This window comes from Alphaproteobacteria bacterium PA2 (assembly GCA_002256425.1).
Lineage (GTDB): Bacteria > Pseudomonadota > Alphaproteobacteria > Caulobacterales > Caulobacteraceae > Phenylobacterium.
Map to the genome: position 1 here is coordinate 700,691 of NKIZ01000001.1, position 26,360 is coordinate 727,050.

The following is a 26,360-nucleotide window of genomic DNA, read 5'->3' on the forward strand; positions in this document are numbered from 1 at the left end:
CTTACGACCTGGCCATGCGTCGAAAGAGGGCTGAACAGTTTGCCTTTTACCATGGAACCCATGGACGTTGGTTGGGCTCTGCAGCGCGGAGTGAAGCCAATGACGCGCTCGGTGCAACACCAGGCGACAAAGAGGTGGCGAGGTATTTTCCCGTTACCGGGCCGCTGATGAACGCCGGTGACAATGCCAAAGCGGGGCATTCGGTTCAGGCGGCCACGGATGTCGCCGAAGCGATTGCAGATGTGGGAATCTCAGTGACAGGACTTGGAGTCGCAAAGGCTTTCGAGAAGGGTGTCGAAAAGAACGTAGGTCGAATGACCGCCGAGGCCGCCCGAAAGCAATTGCGCCGACGTGGCGTCGCTGGGGCTGGCGAAGAAATCCATCATTCGATTCCGTTGAATGGCATAAAGCGCACGGCCGAAAACTGGCGCAATCATCCTGCTTTCCTGAAGGTCCTGCCACAAGCCCAACACCGAAGGCTGACCGGATCCTGGCGGGGTGCGCCCAAGTATGACCCCGTTCGCCGCCTTTGGATTGGAACTCCCGACTGGATGAAGACGGTTCCCGGTTATGTCGCAACGCATGTGGACAACTTCGCGGATTTCGTGGGCTCGGTCCCGCCGCCCGCGGCACCGTCCAATCCGACGCCGTATAGCGAGCGCCCTCTCAGATAGGTCACCCAAATTCAATTCAGATTGCTTCCAGCCCAGGAGCCACCATGACAATCCAGGCCAGTGAGATCGATTTCGTTTATCCTATCCTCTGTTTCACCACAGATGGGGAAATCTGGTCCATCCAGACACCGCATCAGAGAATGACCTGCGGATACAAGACCCTCAGCTCGGGTCTGCAGATCGGCATGGATTTGGTGGATGCCTCGGGGAGGGCCTGGCGCGTCGTTTCAGTACAGAAGATTGGTTATGAAGCTTTCAGGCTCCGCCATATTTTTTCAGGCCTCTACCCGCGATTGCCGGTGATCGATCAGGCTGTTGAGTCCCTGCCATCGCCGGATTTCGCTTCGGTTCAGGAAAGGGTTTGCCAGCACATGGACGCTTTTCCTGGCGACTTCTGTGAATTCCCCGACGATGAGGCTGAGCTGAGCGCCCGAAAGGCCGAGATAAGATCGACCACCAGCATGGCGGAGTTGGATCAGGCTCTGGGGATTGACGCCTTCTACGAGTGAGGCCGGATCGATCTGCGCGCAAACATTGCCAGGACGGGCTTCTGTCACGACCTCTCGTCGAATGAACCCACATCCCGGACACATCCGAGTGCAGACTTACGGCGAGTTCATTTGACCGATGGGGTTCAGCCGCCAGTATCAGGGGACACGGAGTTCAAGCGACCCATGACTTCCCGGACCCTGGGCCGCACTGCGGGCCTTCTCTACATCATGGTGATTTGCGCAGGCCTGTTCGCCGAACTGGGCGTCAGAGGGCAGTTGATAGACTACGCATCGCCAGCCCGAACGGCGCACAACATCCTCTCGCGGCAGGCCTTCTACGGCATGGGGATCGTGTTTGATCTTGTGATGGTCGCCTGCGATCTCACCATGGCGGCAATTCTCTACACCCTGTTGTCGACCTGGAGCCGCACGGGGGCCCTGATCGCCACAGTCCTGCGTCTCATTCCCGACGGCATGCTGGCCGTGAAATCCCTCTTCGCGGCGTCAGTGGTCCCGATCCTTTCCGGCAGGGTTCACCTGGAAACCTTCGGCCCAGGTCAGAGGGAAGAGCTGGCCCTGATGATGCTGCGCTTCCATGATCAGCTCTATGGTCTGGCCATGATCTTCTTTGGCCTGAATCTTCTGGCCCTGGGTTTGCTCTTCCTTCGTTCCGGCCTGGCCCCGCGAGTCGTCGGGTCGCTGCTGATTATCGGCGGTCTTTGTGATCTGGTCACAAAGGTCCCCGTGCTGGTCGACAGGTCTTTCGCCGCCAGCATTCCAGGCATTGTCAGCTTCGGACCTCTGCTGGCCGAACTGGCCTTGACGGGCTGGCTGCTTGCCGTCGGCTGGAAGGCCGCCTATGCAGGATCAAGGATTGCGGGGCCGAGCCCTGCTGACTAGGCTCAGAACTTGCCCTGGAGACGTCCTGATGACCGCCCTGAAACCGCTTCTCGCCGCAAGCCTAGTTGGCAGCCTGATGTCGGGGGCAGCGTTTGCCCAGACCCTGCCGGACACCCGGACTGTCTTCTGCGCCGCCGTGCGCACCGTGCCCCTGCTGGACCAGAACAACTATGTCATGGGGCACAGCGGTACGGTCTACATGACGCCGAATTTCGAGACCTCGCTCACCGTCGATGAGGTGAACTACAAGTGGAACGGCTTCATTGGCGCCCGCCACAAGGTGGTCAGCAATGACAACCCCGATGACGCCTGTCGCCTGGCCATCGAACGCCGCGACTGGATGCGGACCTTCATCGGCAATGTGAACTTCCGTTCTGTGAAGTGGCCCCAGGCCAACGGCAAGTAAGGTGCCCAGCGACATTGCCGTCAGTCTGGCCTCGGCCCTGGCCGCCCTGCCAGCCGACAAGCCCTTCGCGGAACTCTTCCGGCGCGACGGCGAAATTTCCGTTGAGCTCTATGCGCCACAGGGCGTGGACCGTCAGACCCCACACTCAAGGGACGAGCTCTACATCGTCGCTGAGGGGACCGGGACCTTCCGTCGCGCTGATGAAACCGTGACCTTCGGCCCCGGCGACCTGCTTTACGTCCCGGCCCATATGGTCCACCGGTTCGAGACCTTCAGCCCGGACTTCAAGGTCTGGGTGATCTTCTACGGGCCGGAACGGTAAGGATCAGGCCTTCAACGCCTCCAGCACGGCCTGTGGCCGGATGGGCAGGTGCCGTACCCGGGCGCCGACGGCGGCAAAGATGGCGTTGCCGATCGCCGGGCCGACCACGGTCGTCGCAGGTTCGCCCAGGCCAACCGGCGGCTGGTCGCTCTTAACGAATTCGATCTCCAGGTCCGGAACGTCCTTCATCCGCAGGGGGGTATAGCGCCCCAGATTGGTTTCCTGGATCTGGCCGTCCTTGAAGGTGGCGCCTTCGTGCAGGGCCAGGCTCAGGCCCCAGAGGCTCGCGCCCTCGACCTGGGCCAGGGCGCCATCGGGATGGACGATGATGCCAGCGTCCGTCACGACGGTCAGCTTCTCGACCTTCACCGCGCCGGTCTTGCGATCCACATGGACCCGGGCGGCGCAGGCCGTCCAGGTGGGCATGTCCCGCTCCTGACCGAAGGTTGTGGCAAGGCCAATGCCGGTATCGGCGGGCAGCTTGCCGCCATAGCCCGCGAGCTTGGCCGCCCGGGCGAGGACGGCGGCCTGACGCCTGGCGCCGCCGACCGCGCTGCTGCCGTCCGCTGACCCGCTGTTGCGGCCTGCTGCGTCCAGCAGCTTCAGGCGGAAGGCGAGGGGGGATACGCCCAGCTTATGGGCGGCCTCGTCCATTGCGCTTTCCACCGCCCAGTTGGTCCATCCGGGACCGACCGAACGGAGCCAGCCCGGCCTGAAGGCGCGGTTGGCCAGGTCATTGGAAATGGCGCGAACCCGATGGGCGCCGACGCTGTACCAGTGGTTGGCGCCGCTGATGGCGAAGGGGTCATAGGGAACATCATTGGTTCCCTTGGGCATGAAGAAGGGCGCCATGACCTCTGTGGGCCAGCCAGCCGCCGCTGAGTGGTCCATGGCCGACACCTGGCCGCCTTCGCCGAAGGCCATCTTCACCAGCTGAACCGAGGGCGAGCGGAAGCTGTCAAAGGCCGTGTCATCCTCGCGGGTGAAGACCAGCTTGACCGGCTTGCCCAGGGCCTTGGAGGCCAGGGCCGCCGGCACGGCATAGTCGCCGTTCAGTCGCCGGCCAAATCCGCCGCCCAGCAGATAAGTCTTGAGTACGATCTTGTCTTCAGTTCGCCCCAGGGCCTTGGCCAGGGTGGGCAGGATCAGGGACTGCCACTGATTGCCCGTGTGGATTTCGAAGACGCCATTGCGCTCGAAGGCCAGGGCGTTGAGCGGCTCCATCTGGAAGTGAAGAGCCGCGTCAGTCGTGTATGTCGCCGACAGGGTCGATTTGGCCGCGGCGAAGGCGGCGTCGACGCCGGGATCATTGAGGACGGTCGAGCCAGCCTTGGGATCGGCGATCAGTTCATCGGCCCGGGCGCGCAGGTCGGCGTCGGAGACCTTGGCGGTGGGGCCTGAGGTCCATTCCACCTTGAGGGCCCGCGCGGCCCGGTTGGCGGCGAAGAAGCTGTCGCCCAGCACGACCACCCAGCCGGGAACGGTGTTGGAAGGATCATCCAGAACCAGGTGGCCCTGATAGCCGGGCACCGCCTTGGCGGCTGTTTCGTCCACCGAAACCACTTTGGATTCATTGCGGGTCGGCGGGATTTTCGGCCGAGCATAGACCATGCCCGGCGCGGTGGCGTCGAGGCCGTACTTCCCGGACCCGTCAGTCTTCTGCGGAATGTCCCTGGCCTGGACATCACGGCCGATCATCCGGCGTTCGGATACCGACTTGATGGGCAGGGCCTTGAGTTCGGCCTCGGTGAAGGTGGTCTTCAGGCCGCCTTTCGCAATGATGTCGCCGTAGCTGACCGAGCGCTTGCCGCTGATCACGGCGCCCTTGCGGGCCATGCAGGCCTTGGGGTCGACCCCAAGCAGTTTGGCGCCGGCTGCAATCAGGGCGACGCGGCCTGCGGCTCCGGCCTGACTCATCAGGGCATAGCTCTGCCAGACAGACCAGGATCCGCCGGTGACCATCAGGCCCCACTTGGGATCGGAATCCACGTGGACAATGCGCACCTTGTCCCAGTCGGCTTCCAGCTCGTCGGCGACGATCCGGGCGATGGCGGTGCCCACATGCTGGCCCATTTCGGCGCGGATGACATTGACGGTGACTAGGCCTGAGCGGTCGATGGAGTACCAGATTGTCGGCTCAAAGGCCGGGGCTCCGCTGTAGGACCCCAGGACGATGGCGGCTTCACCTGCGGCGGCGAAGCCGAAGGTGGCGCCCACCGCGCTGGCGGCGATCAGGAACTGGCGGCGGCTGGCGACAGGGGTGGGGCGGGTCATGCGCGGGCTCCCGCTGTCGGGGCTTTGGATTTCTGGGCTTTGGATCTCTGGGCCGGGGATTTCTTCGCGGCGATCTTGATGGCCTTCTTGACACGGACATAGGCCATGCAGCGGCAGAGATTGCCGTTCATGGCGGCTTCGATCTCGGCGTCGGTGGGGTTTGGCGTGGCCTTGAGCAAGGCCGCGGCCTGCATGATCTGGCCCGACTGGCAGTAGCCGCACTGGGGCGCCTGGGCTTCGATCCAGGCGGTCTGCAGCGGGTGGGCGCCCTTGGGGTCCAGGCCCTCAATGGTGGTGACGGTTCCGCCGTCTGCGACGCTCACCGGTGTCAGACAGGATTTCACGGCCTGACCATTCACGTGGACGGTGCAGGCGCCACACTGGCCTATGCCGCAGCCGAACTTGGTGCCCTTCAGGTCAAGGTCATCGCGCAGCGCCCATAGTAGGGGCGTATCTTCGGGCCCCTTGGTCTGGACCTCGCGTCCGTTAAGCTGGAATTTGGCCATATCGCCCCCCTGCGATCTTTGTCTGGACGGAGGCTGCACCTCCAACCCGGACCTTGTCCAGACCTAACGCAGGGATTGCAGGGCGGTTCCTAGCGTCCCCAGGGGTCGTCCTCGACGCCGTCCAGGAAGTCGAACACCGCCGCCTTGGTCAGGCCGTGCGGTATGGCGTTGAAGTGATCGCAGCCGGGCAGGATGGCAGCCTTGCCGAACGGGAAGGCGTTGGCCAGGTCCTCGGGGTTTCCGGCCAGGCTGTCCCTCTGGCCTGTGACCACCAGAACCGGCATGCGCAGGGCGAAGAAGTCGTCCGGGTTCCAGGGTGGATTGACAGCCCCGGTGCAGGCGGCGAGGGCCTTGCGGTCCTCGCCCTGTTCGTCGGCGAAGTGCCGGAAGCTCTTGAGCATGGGCTCGGTGATGTCATCCGGACTTTCGGCCAGCATGGCCTCCGCCATGGACATTCCGCTGGTTGAGACCGGACGCTCGGTGATCATGGCGCCGCCCACCCCGCCAAGGATCAGGTTCGACACCCGGTTGGGATCTGCCAGGGCAGTGGCCAGCACGGTGCGGGCGCCCATGGAATAGCCGAACAGGTCCACCTGCCCCAGGCCCAGATGGTCCAGCAGGGCTATCAGGTCGCCCGAGAATTTCGCCCGGCTGTAGGCGTCTGACTCATGGGGCTTGGCGCTTTCGCCGTGGCCGCGTTGGTCGATGGCCACCAGCCGCGTCCTCCGCCGTTCCAGAGCCGCATACCAGCCGGTCCGCTTCCAGCCCTCCATCCGGTTGGAGGCGAAGCCGTGCACCAGGACCAGGGTCCGGTCAGCGCCCCCTTGGGGGGTGATGTCGTCATAGGCCAGGGCCAGACCGTCGTGTTCAAAGCTGGGCATGTGAAATTTCGCTGGTTTCCAATGAGGGCAGTCTTGCCCGTCGAAGAGGGGGAGTCAAAACCCTCAGAAGCGCAGGGCGAACATCAGGCCGCGGCTGACGACGGCCGGAACTACCGAGGAGTGACCTTCGCCCTCAAAGGTGAAGGTCGAGATTTCATATCCTTCGGCGCCCTTCAGGGCGGCCAGGCGGTCGGCCAGGGTCTGGGCGTTGTCCACCATGGCGCAGTATTCGACCACGGCTTGAGCGGTCTCCCGGGACTTGAAGTGGTTGACCGCTGCTGTGTCCACCGATTGCTCCATGCCGCCGGCCAGGATCTGGATTTTCGGCGCGATCTCACCGGCTGTAACCCGCGCCGCGAAGGCAGATTCATCCTGCAATATGGCCTTGTCGGCCCACCAGATGGACGGACTGGCGGCCACGAAGCGGGCATAGGATTCGGGACGGGTGAACAGCGCGCGAAGGACTGTCAGACCGCCGAGAGAGTGGCCCATCAAGGTCTGTTCCGCCGGATCGACCGGAGCCAGGGCGGCGACCGCTGGTTTGATCTCGTCCTCGATGACGGCGAGAAAATCATCAACACCGCCCACCTGCTCAGGGGTTATTCCGCCCAGGGGGTGGACGCTGGACTCCATCCATTCCGCCGTGGCCGGCAGGCTGAGATCCCTGAACCTCAGCACCAGGGCCTCGGTCAGACGGTTGGTGGGATAGCCGATCCCGACCACGACGGCGGGCCGGATGGCGCCGCCAAGGCTCCAGGTCCTGACCATGTCGCTGGTCATCGGAAACTGGATGTTGGCGTCCAGGGCATAGATCACCGGAAACCCGCCTTCGGGGGGATCGACCTCCGGGACCCAGAGGAAGATCCGATAGGTGCGGCCATTGCGCGTGGAGGTGAAGTCCCACTGCCGCGCGCCGACAACGGTGACGGGTTTGAGTTCTGGCAGGGTTGCAGAGGGTTCAGTCATCACACGCTCCCGGGCGGATTTATGAAGGCGACTTTAAGCCGAAAAAACGAAGGCGCACCCCAGGGCGCCAAAGGGTGGAACATGGATTTCCAGGCCGCCGCGGGTGAATTCCAACTGACCAGCCTCCAGACAACCGATGACCCTGTCGAGGTCTTCCACCCTGATCCGTACTGCAAGGCCTCCCATGCCATATCGAAAACCTGAAAGGTCCAGCACCCTTGCGGCATCCTCCGCCGCCGGCCCGGGTGATGGATCGGGGAAGCCGGGCCCAAGGATTTCCAGGGCCGTGTTCGGGTGTCGCCGCCAGGCGGCGTCAACATCGGATCCGGGCGCGTCGTAGGCAATCACCGCCAGCATGAAGGGGGCGACCCGGGCGCGCAGATTGGCGAAGGCCATGGAAAGTTGCGGCCCTGGTCTCGCATCCGCCCAATGCCGGGTCAGACGGAAAGGCGGGTCCAGCTTCATTGGCGCCAGTGCGCGGGTCGCGCTCTCCAGGTCGGACGCCAGGAACAGGCAGGATCCAGGAACAGCCGGCCGATCAGCCGGGGCGGCCGACGCTTCCTGGAGGTCAAACCAGCCGCGCTCCAGAAAGACGCCCCGGCTTGGCCAGACCTCACCCGGCGTATCCGGAGACCGGAACTCCGCGGGTGGCGCCACAAAGAATCCCAATCTGACGAACGCCGCGCTCAGTAATCCGAGGTCCTGGTGCGACATGGGAATGTGGTCGATGGGCAACATGGCGCCATCCTGGAACTTGAGCACGCCCGGAGGCAACAGGGCTGCTATCAGGGAACGCTCGAACCTGCCTCGAATTGAGTCCCCATGACCTTCCCCCTGGATCTCGCGCGTCTGCCTGGCTTCGTGGCTGCGGTGGCCCTGGCGGAACTGACGCCTGGACCGAACATGGCCTATCTGACCCTGGTTTCCACCCGGTGGGGTCGAAGGGCGGGTTTCGTCACGGTCGCCGGCGTCACTTTGGGGCTCAGCGTCTACATGCTGCTGGCCGTCGCGGGCCTGGGCCAGGCCATCATCTCAGCGCCCCTGCTCTATGACGGCCTCAGGTGGGCGGGTGTCGGATATCTGGTCTGGCTTGCCTGGGAATCCTGGCGGGTGACCAGCGTGCCCACGTCTGAAGCTGGGGAACCCGAAGGGAAGGGTCTCTTTGTCAGGGGCCTGACCACCAACCTGCTCAATCCCAAGATACTGATCCTCTACACCGCCCTATTGCCGGGCTTCACCAATCCAGGCCTGGGCCGCCTGGGCTGGCAGGTCCTGAACCTGGGTCTGATCCACCTGGCCATCAGCCTGGTGATCCATTCCAGCCTGGTGATGCTGGGCGACCGGGCCCACCATTTCGCCAAACCTGAAGCCAGGGGTCATACCTGGCTTCAGGGACTGATGGCCGGATGCCTGCTGGTCCTGGCTGGGTGGCTGGCCTGGGAAACCGGCCGGCCGACACTTCCATAGCCAACCCCGGTTGGAACCCGAACCCGGCCCGGCTAGTCTGTCCCCATGATCCGCCTTCTCGTAACTTCGCCGCTCAGCGCAGATTTCGCCTTGCCGCTGGATGATGGCCAGAGCCGCTATCTTACCCAGGTCATGCGCAAGGGGGTCGGCGATGAGGTGCTGGTTTTCAACGGGGCCGACGGCGAGTGGCAGTGCGCCATCGAGCAGGTGGGCAAGCGGTTTGTCATTCTGCGGACCAGGAGCCAGACCCGACCCCAGACCCCAACCCCGGACCTCATCCTGCTGATCGCCCTGATCAAGCGGGGTCGGCTGGAGACGGTGGTGGAGAAGGCCTCGGAACTGGGCGCGGCCGAGGTCTGGCCGGTGGTGACCGAGCGGGCCAGTGTTGAACGGGCGCGGGAGGACCGGCTTCGCCTGATCGCCAATGAGGCGGCGGAACAGACCGGTCGGCTGGATACGCCCGGGATCAGGGCGACCGCAAAGCTCGACAAGGTTCTGGCCGACTGGGACAAGACCTGGCCCCAAGGCCGGAAGCTGCTGTTCTGTGATGAGGCGGGCGACGCCGGCATGGCGTCGGATGTCCTGGCTGGCCAGTCGTCCGGGCCATGGGCCATTCTCATTGGGCCTGAAGGCGGATTTTCGCCGTCGGAGAGGGCCCGCCTGCGCGCCTTGCCTTTTACTGTGCCGGTCAGCCTGGGGCCGCGCATACTTCGAGCCGACACTGCGGCCATAAGCGCCATGACGCTCTGGCAGTCGCGGCTCGGTGACTGGCCTTTGGTGATGTAACAATCCTGACGTCAGAACCGGATTATGAGGGAGTCGAATCTGTCCCGGCGCCCCTCACTTGAGGTTTCTGGATTTGCGCCCACCTGTGTGAACAGCGTAAAGATCATCGGCGCGGAACGGATCACAGTCCGAAAGCATTCTGGATTAAGACGGGGTTGGGGAGAAAAACATGGCCGGTACCGAGGTCGACGACCGCCCCCTGACCATGCAGGACCTGCTGGCCTGGTTCGAAAAGGGCTCCAAGCCTGCGGACCGCTGGCGCGTGGGGGCCGAGCACGAGAAGTTCGTCTTCCGCCTGGGGTCCCACGATACGGTGGCCTATGACGGCCCCAACGGCATCAAGGCCCTGCTGGAGGGGTTGAAGCGGTTTGGCTGGTCTGGCGTCTATGAGGGCGAGACAATCATCGGCCTCGAGCGCGGTATGGCCAATGTCAGCCTCGAGCCCGGCGGCCAGTTCGAGCTTTCCGGCGCGCCGCTGGAGACCATGCACGACATCTGCGCGGAGACCGGCGACCACCTGAACGAGGTCAAGACCGTGGCCGATGAGCTGGGTCTGGGCTTTCTGGGCCTCGGCTTCACGCCCAACTGGCGGCGGGACCAGATTCCGGTCATGCCCAAGGGTCGCTACAAGATCATGCGGGAATACATGCCCAAGGTTGGCAATCTCGGCCTCGACATGATGTTCCGCACCTGCACGGTGCAGGCCAATCTGGACTATGGCTCGGAAGCCGACATGGTGGCCAAGTTCCGCACCAGCCTGGCCCTGCAGCCCATCGGCACGGCCCTGTTCGCCAATTCTCCCTTCGTCGAAGGCAAGCCTTCCGGCTTCCTGACCAAGCGGGCCAACATCTGGACCGACACCGATCCTAACCGGACAGGCATGCTGGATTTCGTCTTCAGGGACGGTTTCAACTTCGAGACCTACGCCCAGTACCTGCTGGACGTGCCCATGTATTTCGCCAAGCGCAACGACCAGTATGTGGACCTGTCGGGTAAGTCCTTCCGCCAGTTCATGGCCGGAACCCTGGCTGAAATGCCCGGCGACCGGGCGACCATGAAGGACTTCGCCGACCACTCCACCACGGCCTTCCCGGAAGTGCGGCTGAAGCAGTATCTGGAAATGCGCGGGTCGGACTCCGGCCCCTGGAGCCGCCTGTGCGCCCTGCCGGCCCTCTGGACCGGCATCTTCTATGACAGTCAGGCCCTAGCTGCCGCCTGGGATCTCTGCAAGGACTGGCCCCTTGAGGATCACGAGCGCCTGCGCGCCGACGTGTCCCGTCTGGGCATGAAGGCCCAGATTGGCGGGCGGACGGTCCAGGATATCGCAAAGGACATGGTGGCCATCGCCAAGTCGGGCCTGAAGAACCGCAATCGCCTGAGCGGCGGCATGGTCGACGAGACCGGATACCTGGCCGAGCTGGAAGAAATCTCCGACAGCGGCATGACTCCGGCTGATCGCCTGCTGGAGCTGTACAACGGCCCCTGGCAGGGCGACGTGACCCCGGTCTTCGACGCCTTCGCCTACTAGGCCACAAGCTCGACCCACAGCGCCCCGCCTTGCTAGTCGACGCGCGGCATGATCATCTGCGTCCATCTCGCGGCGGGCAGGTCATGTCCACGCGCCGGCTTCACTTGCGGAACTCTCCCCTATGAACCTCGTTTTTCTGGTCGGGATCGTCATCACCCTGGCCACCGGCATTCCGGTCTACAATCAGCTGCGCAAGACCCATCCCAGGGGCTTGCTGATCCTTTTCTTCGCCGAAATGTGGGAGCGGTTCTCCTATTACGGCATGCGCGGCCTGCTGGTTTTCTATCTCACCCAGCACCTGCTGTTTGACCAGAAGGCGGCAAGCTCGCAGTACGGCTCCTATACCTCCCTGGTCTATCTGCTGCCCCTGCTGGGCGGCATGCTGGCGGACCGCTGGCTGGGCATGCGCAAGGCCGTCGCCTTCGGCGCCCTGCTGCTGGTGGCCGGTCACCTGACCATGGCCTATGAGGGCAAGCCCGCCACCCAGACCCTGACCTATGCCGGTCAGACCTATGAGGTGACGTCGAAGGGCCGGATGGAGGATCTGAACGCCCGGTTGATGGTCGGCGGCAAGCCCTATGAGTTCGGCCCGGCCAAGACCGGCGGCCTGGAAATCAAGGATCTGCCGGCCGGCGCACCCCTGCCTTCCGTCCTGGCCGATGGCTCCTATGAAATGAAGGTCCAGCAGGACAAGAGTGGCGTCAACGCCTTCTATCTGGCGGTGTCCCTGATCATCATGGGCGTCGGTTTCCTGAAGCCCAACATTTCGGCCATTGTCGGCCAACTCTATCCCCAGGGCGATCCCCGTCGGGACGCCGGCTTCACCCTCTACTATTACGGCGTCAATCTGGGCGCCTTCTGGGCGGCCATCATCTGCGGCATGCTGGGTCAGTATGTGGGCTGGTGGGCTGGCTTCGGCGCTGCTGGCATCGGCATGGCCCTGGGCTGGATCGCCTTCATGGTGGGCAAACCCATGCTTGAGGGGAAGGGCGAGCCCCCCAATCCGGAACAGCTGGCCGCCCCCTATATCGGGCCGCTCAACCGCGAATGGCTGATCTACCTGCTGGGTGTCGCTGGTGTCGGCGTGATCTGGCTGCTGGTGCCGCGCAATGATCTGGTGGGCAATGCTCTGGCCGCCTCGATCGTCGCTTCGGCCGCCTTCATCATCTACATCATCGCCAAGGTCTGCACGACCTGGCAGGAGCGTCAGCGCATGTTCCTGGCTGTGATCCTGGTCCTGGGCGCGGTGGTCTTCTTCACCCTGTTCGAACAGGCTGGCACATCGCTCAACCTGTTCGCTTCCACCAATGTCGACCTGTCCATCACCAGCTCTGCCGGGAACTTCCTGGGCATACCCTATGGCAGCCGGGCTCAGCTGGAGGCGGCGGGAATCAATCCCGCCGGCTTCTGGATCGACACCGGCATGGGCGCAGCCCAGACCCAGAGCTTCAACGCCGGCTTCATCCTGCTGTTTGCGCCGATCTTCGCGGCCATGTGGACCTGGCTGGGCGCCCGTGGCATGGACCCCAACCCGACCCTCAAGTTTGGCCTGGGCCTGATCCAGGTAGGCCTTGGCTTCATGGTAGTGGTGTGGGGCGCTGGCCTGCAGGATGCGGCCTTCAAGATGCCCCTGATCCTTCTGGCCCTGCTCTACATGCTTCACACCACAGGCGAGCTTTTCCTCTCGCCGGTGGGCCTGTCGCAGATCACCAAACTGGCCATGCCGACCGTGGTGTCCTTCATGATGGCGGTCTGGTTCCTGGCGTCATCCGTCGCCCAGTATGTCGGCGGCGCCATCGCCGGCATGGCGGGCACCGAGGTGGTCGGCGGTCAGGTGCTCGACCCCGGCGCAGCCCTGGCGGCCTCTATTCACGTGTTCAATCTCCTGGGCATGGCGGGTATCGCCATCGGCGTCGGCTTCATCGCCCTCAGCTTCGTCACCAGGTCCTGGGCCAATGTGGTTCCGGAGACCGCGGAAGAAGGCCCCAAAGCCTAGGCCTTACTGGATAAGGGGGGCGGTCTTCGCCCCCCTTATCCGAAGGTCTTGCGGATGCGGAAATAGTACATCTGGCCGAACTGGATATCCCGGTCGTCTACATAGGCCAGGCCGCTGCGGCTGCGAGGCCCGGCATAGACATACCGCGTATTGCGGAAGCCGCGGGCCGTCGCATTGGACCATTCGCCACGGACGCTGAGATCGGGCCTGGGCTTCCACTCGATATAGGGCTGGACATAGGTCTTCAGCTTCCTGATCTCGATCTCGTCCAGCTTGTAGTCGGTCTCCCGCCAGGCGCCGTTGATCTCCACGCCCCAGTTCAGCTTGTACTGCGGCAGATCCCAGCTGAATTCGGCGTCCCATTCCAGGGGCCGCAGACCTGAAATCTCGCGCTTGGCGCCAGTAGTCGGGTCCGTGACCTCCGACCGCCGCCAGGTGCTGGATCCCCGCAGCTGTGCGCCCTTCATGCCGATCCGCTCGAATGGCAAGGTCAGTTCCAGGGCCAGTTCGTCCTTGGTCCCGTCGCCGATATTGGCAGGAGAATCGAAGGCTTCGGTGGCGGTAAAGATCGGCGCCCGGTCGATGACGTCGGTCAGGGCCGAGTGCCGAAGGGTGACCGAAAGCGAGCCAGTCTTCAGGAACCTCTGCTCCAGAGTGGCTTCGCTGACCCAGGCCTGCTCTGGCGAAAGGTCAGGATTCCCGGCGGTCACCAGACCTGAATTCTGTGAGGATCCAGCGGTGAAGTCGCCAAAGTCCAGCTGGCCTACAGACCGCTCGAAATTGACGCGCACCTGCGTCGCTGCGTTCGGGGCCCAGGTGAGGGCGATCCGCGGCTTGTCGAAGGACAGGGTCTTTTTGAGATTGACCTCGCCCCGGGCCGAGATCTGCGAGCCTTCGTGCCGAAGCCCGCCCTCGACCGTCCAATGGGGCAGGGGCCGCCAGACCGCCTTGCCAAACAGCTCGTAGCGCTTTTCCTCGACCTGAACGTTTCCGCCCGGAATGGGAATGGCCACCCCGTTGGCGGCGAAGGTCAGGCGGTTTTCCAGGGTGTTGAGGACATTCTCGCCGCCAAACTCCAGGGACAGTTTTGGACTGCGGGTGGTCTTCACGACGGCCCGGCCAATGGTCTCCCGGGTATCAGAAGCCTGTCGGAAGTCGTCCATGCCTCTTGGGCCACGACTGATGGCGTCAAACTTTTCGTCCTCAGTCCTCTGCAGGCCAACCAGTTCGAGGTTTGTGGCGCCGGAAAGCTGGCGGGTATAGCGCAGGCCAAACTCTCCTTCATCGGAGGCAAAGCCCTGATGGGAGCGGTTCAGGTCGCCATTGGGAAAGGTCGCCCGATTGGTCTCGTCATAATCCCAGAACTGCCGCTGCATACGGCCGGTCAGCTTCAGCTTTCCCCCTGCCAGGGGCATCTCGTAGGCGCCGGTAACGTGGTAGTCATCGCCACCGGCCTCGGACTGGACCTTGGACCGGATCAGCGGGACCCCCGTCGGGCTGAGCCTGATCCGGGGCCCATCACCGGACCCGTCATCAATGAAGCTGCCGACGAACAGGCCCAGTTCCCAGTTCCTACCGTTGGATCCGCCTGAACCTTCAAGGCGGGAGGCCGGGGCGAAGCGACCGTCACTTGGGTAGAAATTGTTGGCTACGGCGAACAGGCCATGGGTTCCGCTGTCGGCCTTGAGTATGATGTTGGCGATCACCGCCTTGCCCTGCATGTCGATGCCAGGCGCGCCGCCGCGGATCAGGTCAATCCGCTCGACCTTTGCAGCGGGCATTCTCCGGAGGATGTCTTCAAGGTTGTCGGATTTGGACGCAGGTCTTTGCCCGTCAATCAGGACATTTCCCGCCGCGCCTTCATATCCGCGGACTCCGTCTCCGCCGTTGAAAACAAAGCCGGGGACGCGATCGAGCATTTCACGGGCATTGGCCGGGCGCGCCGCAGCGAAAAACGCCGGCGGATAGGCGATCACGCCCTGGCTTGCGGCCGCCTCTGGGGTGGAGGCGATGACAGCCTGGGTCAGGGCGTAGAAAAGGCTCATGCTGAACTGTCCTCAGGGGCGGTGATGGGACACCGAGCCCTGAACCGCTCCGGAAGGCCAATTAAATGCCCGTAAGGTGCATTAAAGTTTGGACAGGTTGCCCCTGGAGCATGATCCGATAAGTGGGAACCCGTTATCGGATGCAATCATGCTCCAATCCTTGGAGTTTGTGCGCAGTTTTACCATTTAGCCGGTTCCGTCTAAATGGAACGCGCACTAGACGCTGGTGCCGCCGACGGTCAGGCCGGTGATCTTCAGCGAGGGCTGGCCAACGCCCACCGGGACGCTCTGACCCGACTTGCCGCAGACACCGACGCCCGGGTCAAAGTCGAAGTCATCGCCGATCATGGTTACCCTGGTCAGGGCGGAGGGCCCATCGCCGATCAGGGTGGCGCCCTTGACCGGCGCAGTGATCCTGCCGTCCTCGATCAGATAGGCCTCGGTGCACTGGAAGACGAACTTGCCGTTGGTGATGTCCACCTGACCGCCGCCGAAATTGGCGCAATAGAGACCCTTCTTCGTGGCTTCGATCATCTCGGCCCGGGGGGTGGTTCCGTTGTCCATGGCCGTATTGGTCATGCGGGGCATGGGCATGTGGGCATAGGATTGCCGGCGGCCGTTGCCGGTAGCCTCCAGGCCCATCAGCCGCGCGCTCATCCGGTCGTGCATATAGCCCACCAGAATGCCATCCTCGATCAGGACCGTGCGCTCGGTGGGCGTGCCTTCGTCATCCACGGTCAGGGAGCCGCGGCGTCCGGGAAGGGATCCGTCGTCAAATACAGTGACGCCCTTGGCCGCCACCCGCTCGCCGATCCGCCCCGAAAAGGCCGACGTGCCCTTGCGGTTGAAGTCGCCCTCGAGGCCGTGACCCACAGCTTCATGCAGCAGTACGCCATTCCATCCGGCGCCGAGGACCACATCCATCTCGCCGGCAGGGCAGGAAATGGCGTCCAGATTCACCAGGGCCTGGCGCAGGGCCTCCTCGGCCTGCTCCTGCCAGCGGTCCGGGCTGATCCAGGCCTCGAAGCCGGCGCGGCCGCCGGCGCCGGCGAAGGCGGTCTCGCGGCGTCCCTCCCGTTCGACGGTCAGCTGGACATTGATCCTGGCCAGGGGGCGGACATCGCGAATCAGGCGGCCGTCGGCCCGCAGGATTTCCACCGTCCGGCGCTCCCCGGACAGGGACGCCATGACCTGCACCACACGGGGGTCCCGCGCCCGGCACCAGGCGTCGATTTCCTGGAGGAGGGCGACCTTGTCCGAAAAGGCCGGCGAGGCCGTCGGGTCGTCCTCTCCATAAAGACGTGTGTTGGTGGCTCTGGGGGACTGGTCGGCGGAACCGCTGTAACCCCGCTTGGCCAGGGCCGATGAGTCTGCAGCCCGCCGCAGGGCCGCTTCGGTGATTTCGCTGGAATGCGAATAACCGGCGGTTTCCCCGGCCACGACCCTGAGGCCAAAGCCCTCCGACGAATCATAGGACGCCGACTTCAGACGACCATCATCGAACAGGAAGGACTCGCTCTCGGACCGCTCGATAAACAATTCGCCGTCATCTGCACCCTTGAGGGCGTCGTTCAGAATGGCATGGGCCCTGTCTACCGAAACACCGGCGGCTTCCAGGATCGACGGGGCGGGGGAGAGTGCATTCATCGAAAAACCCATGGAGCAGCGGAAAAGGCCTGTCTTCAAATAGGGGTTCGCTTCGCCTCCGTCATCCCTTACCGGCTTTGGGGCCCGTGCTTTTGGCCATTCCTGTGGTGTTCACGCAGGGTGAGGGCGGGAAAGGCCTCTCTAGCGCCTTGGCAAGCTGGATTTCAGCGCGTATGGACGCCATGGAAGGGGCTGCTCCACAAGATGGGGGGCGACCCTATTTCGTCGATCCGGCGCGGCGCATTTTCGTCCGTCGACTAGACAAGCAGACCGAGGGGACATGACGTCGAGGTTTCAAGGTATGCGGGCGTGGTTGGCAGGAGCCGCTGCGGGCGCAATGACAGCGCTTTGGGGCGTCGCCGCCCTGGCGCAAACGCCGGACAGTATCGGCGAGCCGACACCGGGAGCAATCGATCTTCAGCCGGGCGTGACGCCGCTGAGGAACGATGCGATCTTCTTCCACAACGACATCCTGATGCCGATCATTACGGTCATCACCCTGTTCGTTCTGGGCCTGCTGATCTGGATCTGCATTCGCTACAACAAGAAAGCGAACCCGGTTCCGGCCAAGTTCACTCACAACACCATGATCGAAGTGGTCTGGACCGTGGTCCCGGTCCTGATCCTGATGTTCATCGCCATTTTCTCGTTCAAGCTGCTCTTCGCCTATAACGACATGCCCAAGCCGGATCTGACGGTGAAGGCGACGGGCTATCAGTGGTACTGGGGTTACGAGTATCCCGACCAGAAGATCAGCGAGTACGTTTCCAACGTGCTGCCGGAAGACGAAGCCAAGAAGAAGAACGTTCCCTATCTTCTGGCCGCCACCGAGCCTCTGGTGGTTCCCGCCGGCAAGGTTGTGCAGGTCCTCGTGACCGGCGCAGACGTGATCCACGCCTTTGCCGTGCCGAGCTTCGGTGTCATCGCTGACGCCGTTCCCGGTCGCGTCAACCACGTCTGGTTCAAGGTCGACCGTCCGGGCGTCTATTACGGCAATTGCCGCGAACTCTGCGGCATCCAGCACGCCTACATGCCCATCGAAGTCCGCGTGCTGCCTCAGGCCGAATTTGACGCCTGGGTCGCCTCCAAGGGCGGTTCGACCCAGACTGCTGCACCGGCTGCTGCTGCGACCACGGGCGCAGCCACACCGGCTCCGGCTGCCGAAGTCGCCGCCGTTCCCGCCGCAGCCGTCGCGCCTGTCGCCGCCGGTCCGGCCGCCGCCACCCCTCCCTCGCCTGCGCCCGCTCCGGCGCCGGCCGCGAAATGATCTTAGGATAGAGTTCGATGGCCCACGCCGCCGCTCATGACGCACACGACGACCACAAGCCCGGGTTCTTCACCCGCTGGTTCCTGTCGACCAATCACAAGGATATCGGCACCCTCTACCTCCTGTTCGCCATCATGGCGGGCCTGGTGGGCGGCGCCCTTTCCGGCCTGATCCGCTGGGAGCTGGCTGAGCCAGGCGTCCAGATTTTCGGACCAGGCTCGGCGGTCAGCCTCCTCGGCCTGGTTGAGCAGTCAGCCCATGGCTATAATGCCGTGGTCACAGCCCACGCCCTGATCATGATCTTCTTCATGGTCATGCCCGCCATGATCGGCGGGTTCGGCAACTGGTTCGTTCCGCTGATGATCGGCGCGCCGGACATGGCCTTCCCACGGATGAACAACATCTCGTTCTGGCTGCTGATGGCTGCCTGGGTCCTGCTTTGCATGTCCCTGTTCGTTGACGGCGGCCCAGGTCGCGGATTTGGTGGTGGCTGGACCCTCTATCCGCCACTCTCGACGTCAGGTCATACCGGACCGGCGATGGATCTGGCGATCTTCTCCGTCCACCTTGCCGGCGCCAGTTCAATCCTCGGCGCCATCAACTTCATCACCACGATCTTCAACATGCGTGCGCCAGGCATGACCCTGCACCGCATGCCGTTGTTCGTGTGGTCAATCCTGGTCACCGTATTCCTGCTGTTGCTGTCCCTGCCGGTTTTGGCGGGCGCCATCACCATGCTGCTGACCGATCGTAACTTTAACACCCACTTCTTCGATCCGGCCGGCGGCGGCGACCCCGTCATGTACCAGCATCTGTTCTGGTTCTTCGGCCACCCCGAGGTCTACATCCTGATCCTGCCTGGCTTCGGCATCATCAGCCAGATCGTGTCGACCTTCTCGAAGAAGCCCGTCTTCGGCTACCTCGCCATGGCCTACGCCATGGTGGCCATCGGCTTCGTCGGCTTCGTCGTGTGGGCTCACCACATGTACACGGTCGGCATGAGCATCAACCTGCGCGCCTACTTCGTGGCTGCGACCATGGTCATTGCGGTCCCGACAGGGGTGAAGATCTTCTCCTGGATCGCCACCATGTGGGGCGGCTCCATCGACTTCAAGGCGCCCATGCTCTGGGCGATGGGCTTCATCTTCCTGTTCACCGTGGGCGGCGTCACCGGCGTGGTCCTGGCCAATGCCGGCATCGATTACAGCCTGCATGACACCTATTATGTGGTTGCGCACTTCCACTACGTGCTCAGCCTCGGCGCGGTCTTCGCCATCTTCGCGGGCTTCTACTACTGGTTCGAGAAGATCTGGGGCGTGAAGTACAACGAGTTCCTCGCGGTTGCGCACTTCTGGATCACGTTTGTCGGCGTGAACCTGATCTTCTTCCCGCAGCACTTCCTTGGCCTGCAGGGCATGCCCCGCCGCTATGTCGACTATCCCGCCGCCTTCGCCCAGTGGAACCATGTCTCTTCCGTGGGTTATGTGGTGACGGTCGCCGGTGTGGCCGTGTTCCTGGTCCTCCTCATCGAGGCCGCGGTTCGCCGCCGCAAGGCCGAGGCGAATCCCTGGGGCGAGGGCGCTACGACGCTGGAATGGACCCTGTCCTCTCCGCCGCCTTTCCACCAGTTCAGCGAACTGCCTGTAATCAAGCCGGACTCACACTAGGTCCTGCTGAGCTGAACGACATGAAGGGCGCGGGCTGGAATTTCCGGCGCGCGCCCTTCGCATTTTAAGAGTAGACCCATGGCGATGCCCGCCACCCTCAATCCCTCCGCCCTTCCAGCCCGCTGGCAGGATTTCGTGATGCTGATGAAGCCACGGGTCATGTCCCTGGTGATCTTCACGGCCATTACCGGCCTGGTCTGCTCCAACCACCCGATCAATCCGATCCTGGCGACGGTCTCGATACTTTGTATCGCCGTCGGCGCTGGCGCCTCGGCCGCCCTGAACATGTGGTACGACGCCGATATCGACGCCAAGATGCGCCGCACAAGGGGCCGACCGGTTCCGGCCGGGCGTGTCCAGGGATCCGACGCCCTTGCCCTGGGAGTCATCCTGTCCCTGTTCTCGGTGATGCTGCTGGGCATGACCGTCAACTGGCTGGCGGCGGGCCTTCTGGCCTTCACCATCTTCTTCTATGCCGTGGTCTACACCATGTGGCTGAAGCGCTCGACGCCGCAGAACATCGTCATTGGCGGTCTGGCGGGCGCCCTCCCGCCGGTGATCGGCTGGGCGGCGGCGACGGGAACAACCCCGCTCAACGCCTGGCTGCTCTGCGCCATCATCTTCATGTGGACCCCGCCCCACTTCTGGGCCCTGTCCCTCTATACCAGCGAAGACTATGAAAAGGCCGGCGTGCCCATGATGCCGGTCACGGCGGGCGCAGCTTCCACCCGCAAGCAGATCCTGATCTACAGCCTGCTCTTTACTCCGCTTTGTCTGGTCCCGGCCTTCACTGGCCTTGGGGGCAAGGCCTATCTTGCGGTCGCGGCGATTGGCGGCGCCGTCTTCCTTCTGCTGGCCTGGAGGGTCTTCCGCAGTCGCGCCGGCGACGCGGCCGATCCGCGCCAGGACGATGGACTGTACGACGTGAAGGCGGCGGCGAAGGACGCCCGCAACCTGTTCGCATTTTCAATTCTCTATCTTACATTGCTTTTTGCGACCCTCCTGACCGAACACGTTCTGGGAGTTTCGCCGTTCGTCGCCCCAGGAGTCATCGGATGAGCGATCCCGCCCGAGAAAACGAACTGGAAGCCAAGGCCCGCCGTGGACGAAACATCGCCCTGGCCATTGGTCTGGCCCTGTTTGTCGTCATCGTTTTTGTTGTCACTGTCACCCGACTGCAGGGGAACGTCCTTGAACGCCCCCTCTAGGCCTGAGAAGCCCCCGGCGGACCGCAATCGCCGGCTCGCAATGATCTGCAGCCTGGCCTTTGTGGGCATGGTCGGCGCAGCTTACGCTTCCGTCCCGCTCTACAAGGCCTTCTGCCAGGCGACAGGGTTCGACGGCACTCCGCGTCGCGCCGAGGTTGCTCCCAAGACGGCCCTGGACAAGACCCTCCTGATTCGGTTCGACACAAACATTCACGATCTGCCGTGGACCTTCACGTCGGAGCAGACCTCACAGACCGTAAAAATCGGCGAGACGGGACTGGCCTATTTCAAGGTCACCAACAACGCCAAGACACCGGTCACCGGGCATGCCGTCTATAATGTCGTGCCGGAGCAGGCTGGCGGGTATTTCCAGAAGCTGGAATGCTTTTGCTTTTCCGATCAGACGCTTGCCCCGGGCCAGACCATTGAATTTCCGGTGGTCTACTTTGTGGACCCCAAGTTTGCGACCGACGTCGACACGCGGAACAAGCGCGATGTGACCCTGTCGTACACCTTCTATCCCGCTGTTGCGTCGAAACAGGCCTCAACAGAGGGGCAGAAGACACCTTCTGCCCTTGGCGGAACCCCAAAAGCGGGGCTATAGCGACTATTGAAAGACCTAGCGCGACCTTTGCCGGACCCGCGCACCTGAGATTCGAGAGGGGTAAGGACGAACATGTCTGCGGGCGACGTCAAACACGACTACCATCTGGTCAATCCCAGCCCTTGGCCCCTGGTGGGCTCAGCGGCCGCAACGGTGATGGCCATCGGCGGGGTGATCTGGATGAAGGGCCTGTTCGGCCTTCCCAAGCATGACTCCCTTGTTTTCTTCCTGGGCCTCGCCGGCGTTCTCTTCACCATGGCCGCCTGGTGGCGCGATGTGACCATCGAGGCCAACCAGGGCGACCATACGCCTGTGGTTTCCATCGGCCTTCGCTACGGCATGATCATGTTCATCGCTTCCGAAGTGATGTTCTTCGTGGCCTGGTTCTGGATGTTCTTCGAAATGGCCCTGTTCCACGGCCACCGCGCCGGTGCAGCCTCGGCCATTGAGGAAGTCCGCACGGCATGGGCCTCCTGGCCGCCCAAGGGCATCGAAACCGTTCCGGCCTGGAACCTTCCCCTGGTCAATACCCTGACCCTGCTCCTGTCCGGGACCACCGTGACCTGGGCGCACCATGCCCTTCAGCAGGATGATCGCCGCGGCGCCAAGATCGCCCTGGCCCTGACCATCGCCCTGGGCGTGCTGTTCACCTCGATCCAGGCTTACGAGTACCATCACATCCTGGAACACAAGTACTTCTTTGGCGGCGAGGGCGCCGAGAATTCGGGCCTTTATGGTTCGACCTTCTTCATGGCCACCGGCTTCCACGGCTTCCACGTTCTGATCGGCACCATCTTCCTGGCGGTTTGCCTGGCGCGCCTCATGGGCGGCGGGTTCACGGCCAAGAAGCATTTCGGCTTCGAAGCGGCCGCCTGGTACTGGCACTTCGTTGACGTGGTCTGGCTCTTCCTCTTCGCCTTCATCTACGTCGTGTTCGGCGCGGCGGCGAAGTAGCGGCCTGATGGCCGGTCACAACCCCTATCTGGCGGGCGCGACCGGCCATTGTCCAAATTGCGGTGAGGGCCCCTTGTTCGAGGGGTTCCTCAAGGTCTCCCCGACCTGCGAATCCTGCGGATACGATCTGGCCAGGGCGGACTCCGGGGACGGACCCGCCGTTTTCGTCATTCTGATCGGTGGCTTCCTGGTGGCCTTCGCCGCCCTGTTCACAGAGGTCGCCTATCACCCGCCGGTCTGGGTGCATCTGGTGGTCTGGCTGCCCATGACCCTGATCATCTGCCTCGGCCTCCTGCGCCCCTTCAAGGGCCTGATGCTGGCTGCACAGTTCACCAACAAGGCGTCTGAATCCCGGCATGGCGAGTGAGTCCCCTCCCGTCAGATTCCGCCTCCCGATCGGACTGACCCTTGCGACCATCATCAGCCTGGTGATCCTGATCGGACTGGGCGCCTGGCAGCTCAAGCGACTGGCCTGGAAGGAAGACCTCCTCGCCCGTGTGGTCGCCCTGCAGGCGGCGCCCCCCCAACCCCTCGACTTGGCGCTGGCCAAGGGCCCTCTTGCCGACTTCACCAGGGTGGAGGTGGAATGCCCCGGCCTGTCCCGGGCCAGCTATCTGGAGCTCTTTTCCGTGCGGGAGTCCGGCGCCGGCGTGCGGATTATCTCGGCCTGCCGGATCAGCAGCTCCAATGCGGACAGCATACTGGTCGATCGGGGCTTTGTCGCCGACACGGACTCTGCCCGACCGGTCGTCGATCCCTCAGACCGGACGCCCTTTCACGTCGTCGGCGTGCTGCGTATTCCGGATAGGGCGACCTTTGTGACGCCGCCCAACGAGGTGGCCGCAAACCACTGGTATTCCCGCAATGTCGCGGCCATGGCCCAGGCCCTTGGTGTCACCAGGCCGGCCCCGCTGTTTCTCATGGCCGAGACCTCGACCAACCCGGAGTGGAAGGCGCTCAACCCGGCGCCGCTGCCCGCCGAGATCTCCAATCGGCATCTTGAATACGCCCTGACCTGGTTCGGCCTTGCAGCCGCTTTGGCCGGCGTCTATGCCGCCGTCCTCTGGAAGAAGGCGAGAGGGTGATGCGCTATATCTCGACGCGGGGAGCTTCGCCGAAGGTCGGCTTTGTTGATGCCGTCCTGGCCGGACTTGCGCCCGATGGCGGCCTTTATGTGCCAGAGACCTGGCCAACCTTCACCAAGGCCGAGATCGCAGCCTTCGCCGGCAAACCCTACGCCCACGTGGCGACCGAGGTTCTGGCCAGGTTTGTGGGTGATGAGATCCCCCGACAGGCCCTCAGCGACATGTGCGAGGAGGCCTACGCCACCTTCACCCACCCGGCGGTCGTGCCCCTGACCCAGATTGCAGCCGGCGGCTTCATCGCTGAACTGTTCCATGGGCCAAGCCTCGCCTTCAAGGACGTGGCCATGCAGCTGCTGGCCCGTCTTTCGGACCATGTGCTCGCCCTCAGCAACCGCACCCAGACCATTCTCTGCGCCACCTCCGGGGATACCGGCGGGGCGGCGGTCGAGGCCTTCCGCGGTCGTGCAAATACCCGGATCGTCGCCATGTTCCCCGACGGCCGGATCTCTGAAGTCCAGCGCCGGTTCATGACCACGGCCACAGAGTCCAATGTCCGCTGCGTGGCGGTCGATGGCACGTTCGACGACTGTCAGGCCATTCTGAAACTCGCCCTGTCCGATGACGGGCTGAAGCAGTCTGTCGGCCTTTCGGCGGTCAACTCCATCAACTTCGCCCGGATTGTCGCCCAGAGCGTCTACTACTTCACCACCGCTGTCGCCCTCGGCGCCCCCCACCGCCCCGTGGCCTTCAGCGTGCCCTCCGGAAACTTTGGCGACGGCTTTGCCGGCTATGTGGCCAAGACCATGGGCCTGCCCATCTCCACAATCATCGTCGCCACCAACGCCAACGACATTCTGGCCCGGGCCTTCCAGACCGGTCGTTATACCCGTGGAACGGTCCAGGCCACCCAGTCGCCGGCCATGGACATCCAGTCGGCTTCCAATTTCGAGCGCCTTTATTTTGAAGGCGTCCAGCGCAACGGAATCGAGACCGGCCGGGCCTTTGCCTCCTTCATTGAAACCGGCGTCATCGACATTCCACCCCAGGCCCTGGCCCATATGCGCGAGACCTTCCAGGGCATGATGGTCAGTGAGGGTGAAACCAGCCGGACCATACTGGCGACCTATAACGAGACCGGAGAGATCATCGATCCCCACACAGCTGTGGCGGTCTGCGCCTTCCACCGGACACGCAATTCTGACGCCCCCGTCGTGATCCTGGCGACAGCCTCGCCCGCCAAGTTCCCGGAGGCGGTTTCCGAAGTCATTGGTGAGGCGCCAGAGGTTCCGCGCAAGGCCCGGGGTCTGGCGGGCAAGGCCGAACGTTTTGATCACCTGCCGGCCGATATCGAGGCCGTTAAGGCCTATGTCCTCGACTTCGCCGGCGCCTAGCCCGGTCTTGGCCAGCCTTCATACCCTCAGCAATGGCGTCCGGGTCATCTGTGATCCTGTCCCGGGCCTGGAGACGGTGGCCCTGTCCGTCGTCGCCGGCCGTGGCGCGCGCCACGAGGATGCTGCCCGGTCAGGCTGGTCACACCTGCTGGAGCATATGGTCTTCAAGGGGGCTGGCGATCGAAGCGCCCGGGACATCGTGGAATCCATCGAGAGCCAGGGCGGTCACATCAACGCCGCTACCGGTTATGAGCGCACCAGCTTCCAGATCCGCGCCCTGAGCGGAGGCCTGGACCTGGGGTCGGCGGTCCTGGCCGATCTGATCCTGCGCCCACGTCTCGACCCTGCAGATCTGGTTCGCGAGAAGCAGGTCGTCGGCCAGGAGATTGCTGAAGCGGTCGACACACCTGACGATCAGGTCTTCGAACTGGCCCAGGCCGCCGCCTATGAAGGGCAACCCCTTGGCCGATCCATCCTGGGCACCGACCAGTCAATAGCACCCGCGACGCCGGAAAGCCTCGAAGCCTGGCGCGCCAACCTCTATGCTCCGGACAAACTGATCTTCGCCGCCAGCGGGGCAGTGGACGAAGACGAGATCCTGGCCCTGGCGGAACGGGACTTCGGCGCCATGGCGCCCGGCAGCTCCACAGACTTTCATCCTGCGGAATTCACCGGCGGCGTGCGGGCTGAAGCCAAGAGCCTGGAACAGGCCAATCTGGTCTTCATGTTGCCAAGTGTCGGCGTCGCCGATCCAGACTATTTCGCCTTGCGCCTGTTCGCCGAGATACTGGGCGGCGGCATGTCCTCCCGCCTTTTTCAGGAGGCGCGGGAAAAACTTGGCCTCGCCTATGCGGTGGACGCCTTCGCCGAGACCTATGCAGAGCAGGGCGTGCTGGGAATCTTCGCCGGGTGCGCAGCAAAGGATGCGGCGAAACTGGCGGAAGTCGCCGCACAGCAGATCCTCAACCTGGCCCAGGGCGTGACGCCCGCGGAACTCTCGCGCGCCAAGGCCCAGCTCAAGGCAGGCCTGTTCATGGCCAGGGAGTCGCCCCAGGCCCGGGCTGAGCAGGCGGCAGGTCAGGTCCTGTTGTTCGACCGCCTGCTGACGACCACAGAGATCACCGAGGACGTGGACAGGGTCACTGCCGAAGACCTTCACAGGGTAGGCGCCGGGCTGACCCGCCCTGGCAAGGTCGCCACCAGCGTGTTGGGACCAAAGACGGCGCACAAGGCAGCTGAGGCCTTTCGTCGCGCCATCTTCGCCCACTGACGGCGTTTGGCTTGACCTGCGCGCA

The 26,360-nt window shown here is 63.6% G+C and carries 26 protein-coding genes; 18 read left to right on the forward strand and 8 right to left on the reverse strand.

The annotated features are described in order from the left end of the window. Positions 1–251: 251 nt before the first annotated feature. Positions 252–437: a hypothetical protein gene (locus tag CFE28_03510; GenBank protein OYU69146.1), complete on the reverse strand. Its 186-nt coding sequence runs from the start codon at positions 435–437 to the stop codon at positions 252–254. A gap of 281 nt (positions 438–718) precedes the next feature. Between CFE28_03510 and CFE28_03515 the strand changes: the two genes are divergently transcribed. The 4 genes from CFE28_03515 (at position 719) to CFE28_03530 (ending at position 2,793) form a co-directional block, all read left to right on the forward strand. Continuing rightward, positions 719–1,183: a hypothetical protein gene (locus CFE28_03515; GenBank protein ID OYU69147.1), complete on the forward strand. Its 465-nt coding sequence runs from the start codon at positions 719–721 to the stop codon at positions 1,181–1,183. A gap of 165 nt (positions 1,184–1,348) precedes the next feature. Beyond that, a complete protein-coding gene (locus tag CFE28_03520; protein ID OYU69148.1) occupies positions 1,349–2,065 on the forward strand; it encodes a hypothetical protein in 717 nt (238 codons plus the stop codon). A gap of 28 nt (positions 2,066–2,093) precedes the next feature. Next, positions 2,094–2,471, forward strand: coding sequence for a hypothetical protein (locus CFE28_03525; protein ID OYU69149.1), 378 nt, complete (start codon positions 2,094–2,096; stop codon positions 2,469–2,471). A 1-nt stretch (position 2,472) separates the two neighbouring features. Continuing rightward, entirely contained in the window at positions 2,473–2,793 is a 321-nt protein-coding gene (locus CFE28_03530) for a cupin (GenBank protein ID OYU69150.1), read from the forward strand. 3 nt (positions 2,794–2,796) lie between these two features. On the opposite strand, the gene CFE28_03535 is transcribed toward CFE28_03530, so the two are convergent. From CFE28_03535 to CFE28_03555, 5 genes are all read right to left on the reverse strand, one after another. Further along, the gene (locus tag CFE28_03535) at positions 2,797–5,067 is read right to left on the reverse strand and encodes an aldehyde dehydrogenase (GenBank protein OYU69151.1); all 2,271 of its coding nucleotides are present in this window, start codon (positions 5,065–5,067) and stop codon (positions 2,797–2,799) included. After that, positions 5,064–5,573: a (2Fe-2S)-binding protein gene (locus CFE28_03540; GenBank protein OYU69152.1), complete on the reverse strand. Its 510-nt coding sequence runs from the start codon at positions 5,571–5,573 to the stop codon at positions 5,064–5,066. The genes CFE28_03535 and CFE28_03540 overlap by 4 nt, the downstream gene beginning before the upstream one ends. Before the next feature lie 89 nt (positions 5,574–5,662). Beyond that, positions 5,663–6,454, reverse strand: coding sequence for an alpha/beta hydrolase (locus CFE28_03545; protein OYU69153.1), 792 nt, complete (start codon positions 6,452–6,454; stop codon positions 5,663–5,665). Positions 6,455–6,517: 63 nt separating this feature from the next. Continuing rightward, positions 6,518–7,420 (reverse strand): enterobactin esterase, encoded by a 903-nt coding sequence (locus CFE28_03550; protein OYU69154.1) that lies wholly within the window; start codon positions 7,418–7,420, stop codon positions 6,518–6,520. A 33-nt stretch (positions 7,421–7,453) separates the two neighbouring features. Next, positions 7,454–8,182, reverse strand: coding sequence for a hypothetical protein (locus CFE28_03555; GenBank protein ID OYU69155.1), 729 nt, complete (start codon positions 8,180–8,182; stop codon positions 7,454–7,456). 60 nt (positions 8,183–8,242) lie between these two features. Between CFE28_03555 and CFE28_03560 the strand changes: the two genes are divergently transcribed. The 4 genes from CFE28_03560 (at position 8,243) to CFE28_03575 (ending at position 13,197) form a co-directional block, all read left to right on the forward strand. Beyond that, positions 8,243–8,887, forward strand: coding sequence for a threonine transporter RhtB (locus CFE28_03560; protein ID OYU69156.1), 645 nt, complete (start codon positions 8,243–8,245; stop codon positions 8,885–8,887). Between the two features lie 45 nt (positions 8,888–8,932). After that, positions 8,933–9,673: a 16S rRNA (uracil(1498)-N(3))-methyltransferase gene (locus CFE28_03565; protein ID OYU69157.1), complete on the forward strand. Its 741-nt coding sequence runs from the start codon at positions 8,933–8,935 to the stop codon at positions 9,671–9,673. Between the two features lie 169 nt (positions 9,674–9,842). Continuing rightward, positions 9,843–11,201, forward strand: coding sequence for a glutamate--cysteine ligase (locus tag CFE28_03570; protein OYU69158.1), 1,359 nt, complete (start codon positions 9,843–9,845; stop codon positions 11,199–11,201). Positions 11,202–11,322: 121 nt separating this feature from the next. Then, on the forward strand, positions 11,323–13,197 hold the full coding sequence (locus CFE28_03575) for an MFS transporter (protein ID OYU69159.1): 1,875 nt from the start codon (positions 11,323–11,325) through the stop codon (positions 13,195–13,197). Positions 13,198–13,232: 35 nt separating this feature from the next. On the opposite strand, the gene CFE28_03580 is transcribed toward CFE28_03575, so the two are convergent. Continuing rightward, the gene (locus CFE28_03580) at positions 13,233–15,242 is read right to left on the reverse strand and encodes a TonB-dependent receptor (protein ID OYU69160.1); all 2,010 of its coding nucleotides are present in this window, start codon (positions 15,240–15,242) and stop codon (positions 13,233–13,235) included. Between the two features lie 216 nt (positions 15,243–15,458). After that, positions 15,459–16,889, reverse strand: coding sequence for a metalloprotease TldD (locus CFE28_03585; GenBank protein ID OYU71536.1), 1,431 nt, complete (start codon positions 16,887–16,889; stop codon positions 15,459–15,461). 280 nt (positions 16,890–17,169) lie between these two features. Between CFE28_03585 and coxB the strand changes: the two genes are divergently transcribed. From coxB to CFE28_03635, 10 genes are all read left to right on the forward strand, one after another. Further along, positions 17,170–18,156: a cytochrome c oxidase subunit II gene (gene coxB, locus CFE28_03590; protein ID OYU69161.1), complete on the forward strand. Its 987-nt coding sequence runs from the start codon at positions 17,170–17,172 to the stop codon at positions 18,154–18,156. A 17-nt stretch (positions 18,157–18,173) separates the two neighbouring features. Further along, the gene (gene ctaD, locus CFE28_03595) at positions 18,174–19,823 is read left to right on the forward strand and encodes a cytochrome c oxidase subunit I (GenBank protein OYU69162.1); all 1,650 of its coding nucleotides are present in this window, start codon (positions 18,174–18,176) and stop codon (positions 19,821–19,823) included. A 78-nt stretch (positions 19,824–19,901) separates the two neighbouring features. Further along, positions 19,902–20,882 carry a protoheme IX farnesyltransferase gene (locus CFE28_03600; protein OYU69163.1) on the forward strand — a complete coding sequence of 327 codons (981 nt, stop codon included), beginning with the start codon at positions 19,902–19,904 and terminating at the stop codon, positions 20,880–20,882. After that, on the forward strand, positions 20,879–21,031 hold the full coding sequence (locus tag CFE28_03605) for a hypothetical protein (GenBank protein ID OYU69164.1): 153 nt from the start codon (positions 20,879–20,881) through the stop codon (positions 21,029–21,031). The genes CFE28_03600 and CFE28_03605 overlap by 4 nt, the downstream gene beginning before the upstream one ends. A gap of 40 nt (positions 21,032–21,071) precedes the next feature. Continuing rightward, on the forward strand, positions 21,072–21,635 hold the full coding sequence (locus CFE28_03610) for a cytochrome c oxidase assembly protein (GenBank protein ID OYU69165.1): 564 nt from the start codon (positions 21,072–21,074) through the stop codon (positions 21,633–21,635). 72 nt (positions 21,636–21,707) lie between these two features. Further along, entirely contained in the window at positions 21,708–22,589 is an 882-nt protein-coding gene (locus CFE28_03615) for a cytochrome c oxidase subunit 3 (protein OYU69166.1), read from the forward strand. Positions 22,590–22,596: 7 nt separating this feature from the next. Then, on the forward strand, positions 22,597–22,956 hold the full coding sequence (locus tag CFE28_03620) for a hypothetical protein (GenBank protein ID OYU69167.1): 360 nt from the start codon (positions 22,597–22,599) through the stop codon (positions 22,954–22,956). Beyond that, the gene (locus tag CFE28_03625; GenBank protein OYU69168.1) at positions 22,946–23,674 is read left to right on the forward strand and encodes a Surfeit locus 1 family protein; all 729 of its coding nucleotides are present in this window, start codon (positions 22,946–22,948) and stop codon (positions 23,672–23,674) included. Before CFE28_03620 ends, CFE28_03625 begins: the two co-directional genes overlap by 11 nt. Beyond that, positions 23,674–25,065, forward strand: a complete 1,392-nt coding sequence (locus CFE28_03630) for a threonine synthase (GenBank protein OYU69169.1) — start codon at positions 23,674–23,676, stop codon at positions 25,063–25,065. Before CFE28_03625 ends, CFE28_03630 begins: the two co-directional genes overlap by 1 nt. After that, a complete protein-coding gene (locus CFE28_03635; protein ID OYU69170.1) occupies positions 25,040–26,335 on the forward strand; it encodes a peptidase M16 in 1,296 nt (431 codons plus the stop codon). Before CFE28_03630 ends, CFE28_03635 begins: the two co-directional genes overlap by 26 nt. Positions 26,336–26,360: the final 25 nt, after the last annotated feature.

Excerpts from the sequence above, each read along its gene's own strand:
- CFE28_03625 (OYU69168.1), top strand. The coding sequence starts at position 22,946 with ATGGCGAGTGAGTCCCCTCCCGTCAGATTCCGCCTCCCGATCGGACTG.
- CFE28_03575 (OYU69159.1), top strand. The coding sequence starts at position 11,323 with ATGAACCTCGTTTTTCTGGTCGGGATCGTCATCACCCTGGCCACCGGC.
- CFE28_03600 (OYU69163.1), top strand. The coding sequence starts at position 19,902 with ATGGCGATGCCCGCCACCCTCAATCCCTCCGCCCTTCCAGCCCGCTGG.
- CFE28_03580 (OYU69160.1), bottom strand. The coding sequence starts at position 15,242 with ATGAGCCTTTTCTACGCCCTGACCCAGGCTGTCATCGCCTCCACCCCA.
- ctaD (OYU69162.1), top strand. The coding sequence starts at position 18,174 with ATGGCCCACGCCGCCGCTCATGACGCACACGACGACCACAAGCCCGGG.
- coxB (OYU69161.1), top strand. The coding sequence starts at position 17,170 with ATGACGTCGAGGTTTCAAGGTATGCGGGCGTGGTTGGCAGGAGCCGCT.
- CFE28_03630 (OYU69169.1), top strand. The coding sequence starts at position 23,674 with ATGCGCTATATCTCGACGCGGGGAGCTTCGCCGAAGGTCGGCTTTGTT.
- CFE28_03520 (OYU69148.1), top strand. The coding sequence starts at position 1,349 with ATGACTTCCCGGACCCTGGGCCGCACTGCGGGCCTTCTCTACATCATG.
- CFE28_03535 (OYU69151.1), bottom strand. The coding sequence starts at position 5,067 with ATGACCCGCCCCACCCCTGTCGCCAGCCGCCGCCAGTTCCTGATCGCC.
- CFE28_03620 (OYU69167.1), top strand. The coding sequence starts at position 22,597 with ATGGCCGGTCACAACCCCTATCTGGCGGGCGCGACCGGCCATTGTCCA.
- CFE28_03585 (OYU71536.1), bottom strand. The coding sequence starts at position 16,889 with ATGAATGCACTCTCCCCCGCCCCGTCGATCCTGGAAGCCGCCGGTGTT.
- CFE28_03510 (OYU69146.1), bottom strand. The coding sequence starts at position 437 with ATGATTGCGCCAGTTTTCGGCCGTGCGCTTTATGCCATTCAACGGAAT.
- CFE28_03605 (OYU69164.1), top strand. The coding sequence starts at position 20,879 with ATGAGCGATCCCGCCCGAGAAAACGAACTGGAAGCCAAGGCCCGCCGT.
- CFE28_03610 (OYU69165.1), top strand. The coding sequence starts at position 21,072 with ATGATCTGCAGCCTGGCCTTTGTGGGCATGGTCGGCGCAGCTTACGCT.
- CFE28_03545 (OYU69153.1), bottom strand. The coding sequence starts at position 6,454 with ATGCCCAGCTTTGAACACGACGGTCTGGCCCTGGCCTATGACGACATC.
- CFE28_03560 (OYU69156.1), top strand. The coding sequence starts at position 8,243 with ATGACCTTCCCCCTGGATCTCGCGCGTCTGCCTGGCTTCGTGGCTGCG.
- CFE28_03540 (OYU69152.1), bottom strand. The coding sequence starts at position 5,573 with ATGGCCAAATTCCAGCTTAACGGACGCGAGGTCCAGACCAAGGGGCCC.
- CFE28_03565 (OYU69157.1), top strand. The coding sequence starts at position 8,933 with ATGATCCGCCTTCTCGTAACTTCGCCGCTCAGCGCAGATTTCGCCTTG.
- CFE28_03525 (OYU69149.1), top strand. The coding sequence starts at position 2,094 with ATGACCGCCCTGAAACCGCTTCTCGCCGCAAGCCTAGTTGGCAGCCTG.
- CFE28_03515 (OYU69147.1), top strand. The coding sequence starts at position 719 with ATGACAATCCAGGCCAGTGAGATCGATTTCGTTTATCCTATCCTCTGT.
- CFE28_03635 (OYU69170.1), top strand. The coding sequence starts at position 25,040 with ATGTCCTCGACTTCGCCGGCGCCTAGCCCGGTCTTGGCCAGCCTTCAT.
- CFE28_03570 (OYU69158.1), top strand. The coding sequence starts at position 9,843 with ATGGCCGGTACCGAGGTCGACGACCGCCCCCTGACCATGCAGGACCTG.
- CFE28_03550 (OYU69154.1), bottom strand. The coding sequence starts at position 7,420 with ATGACTGAACCCTCTGCAACCCTGCCAGAACTCAAACCCGTCACCGTT.
- CFE28_03615 (OYU69166.1), top strand. The coding sequence starts at position 21,708 with ATGTCTGCGGGCGACGTCAAACACGACTACCATCTGGTCAATCCCAGC.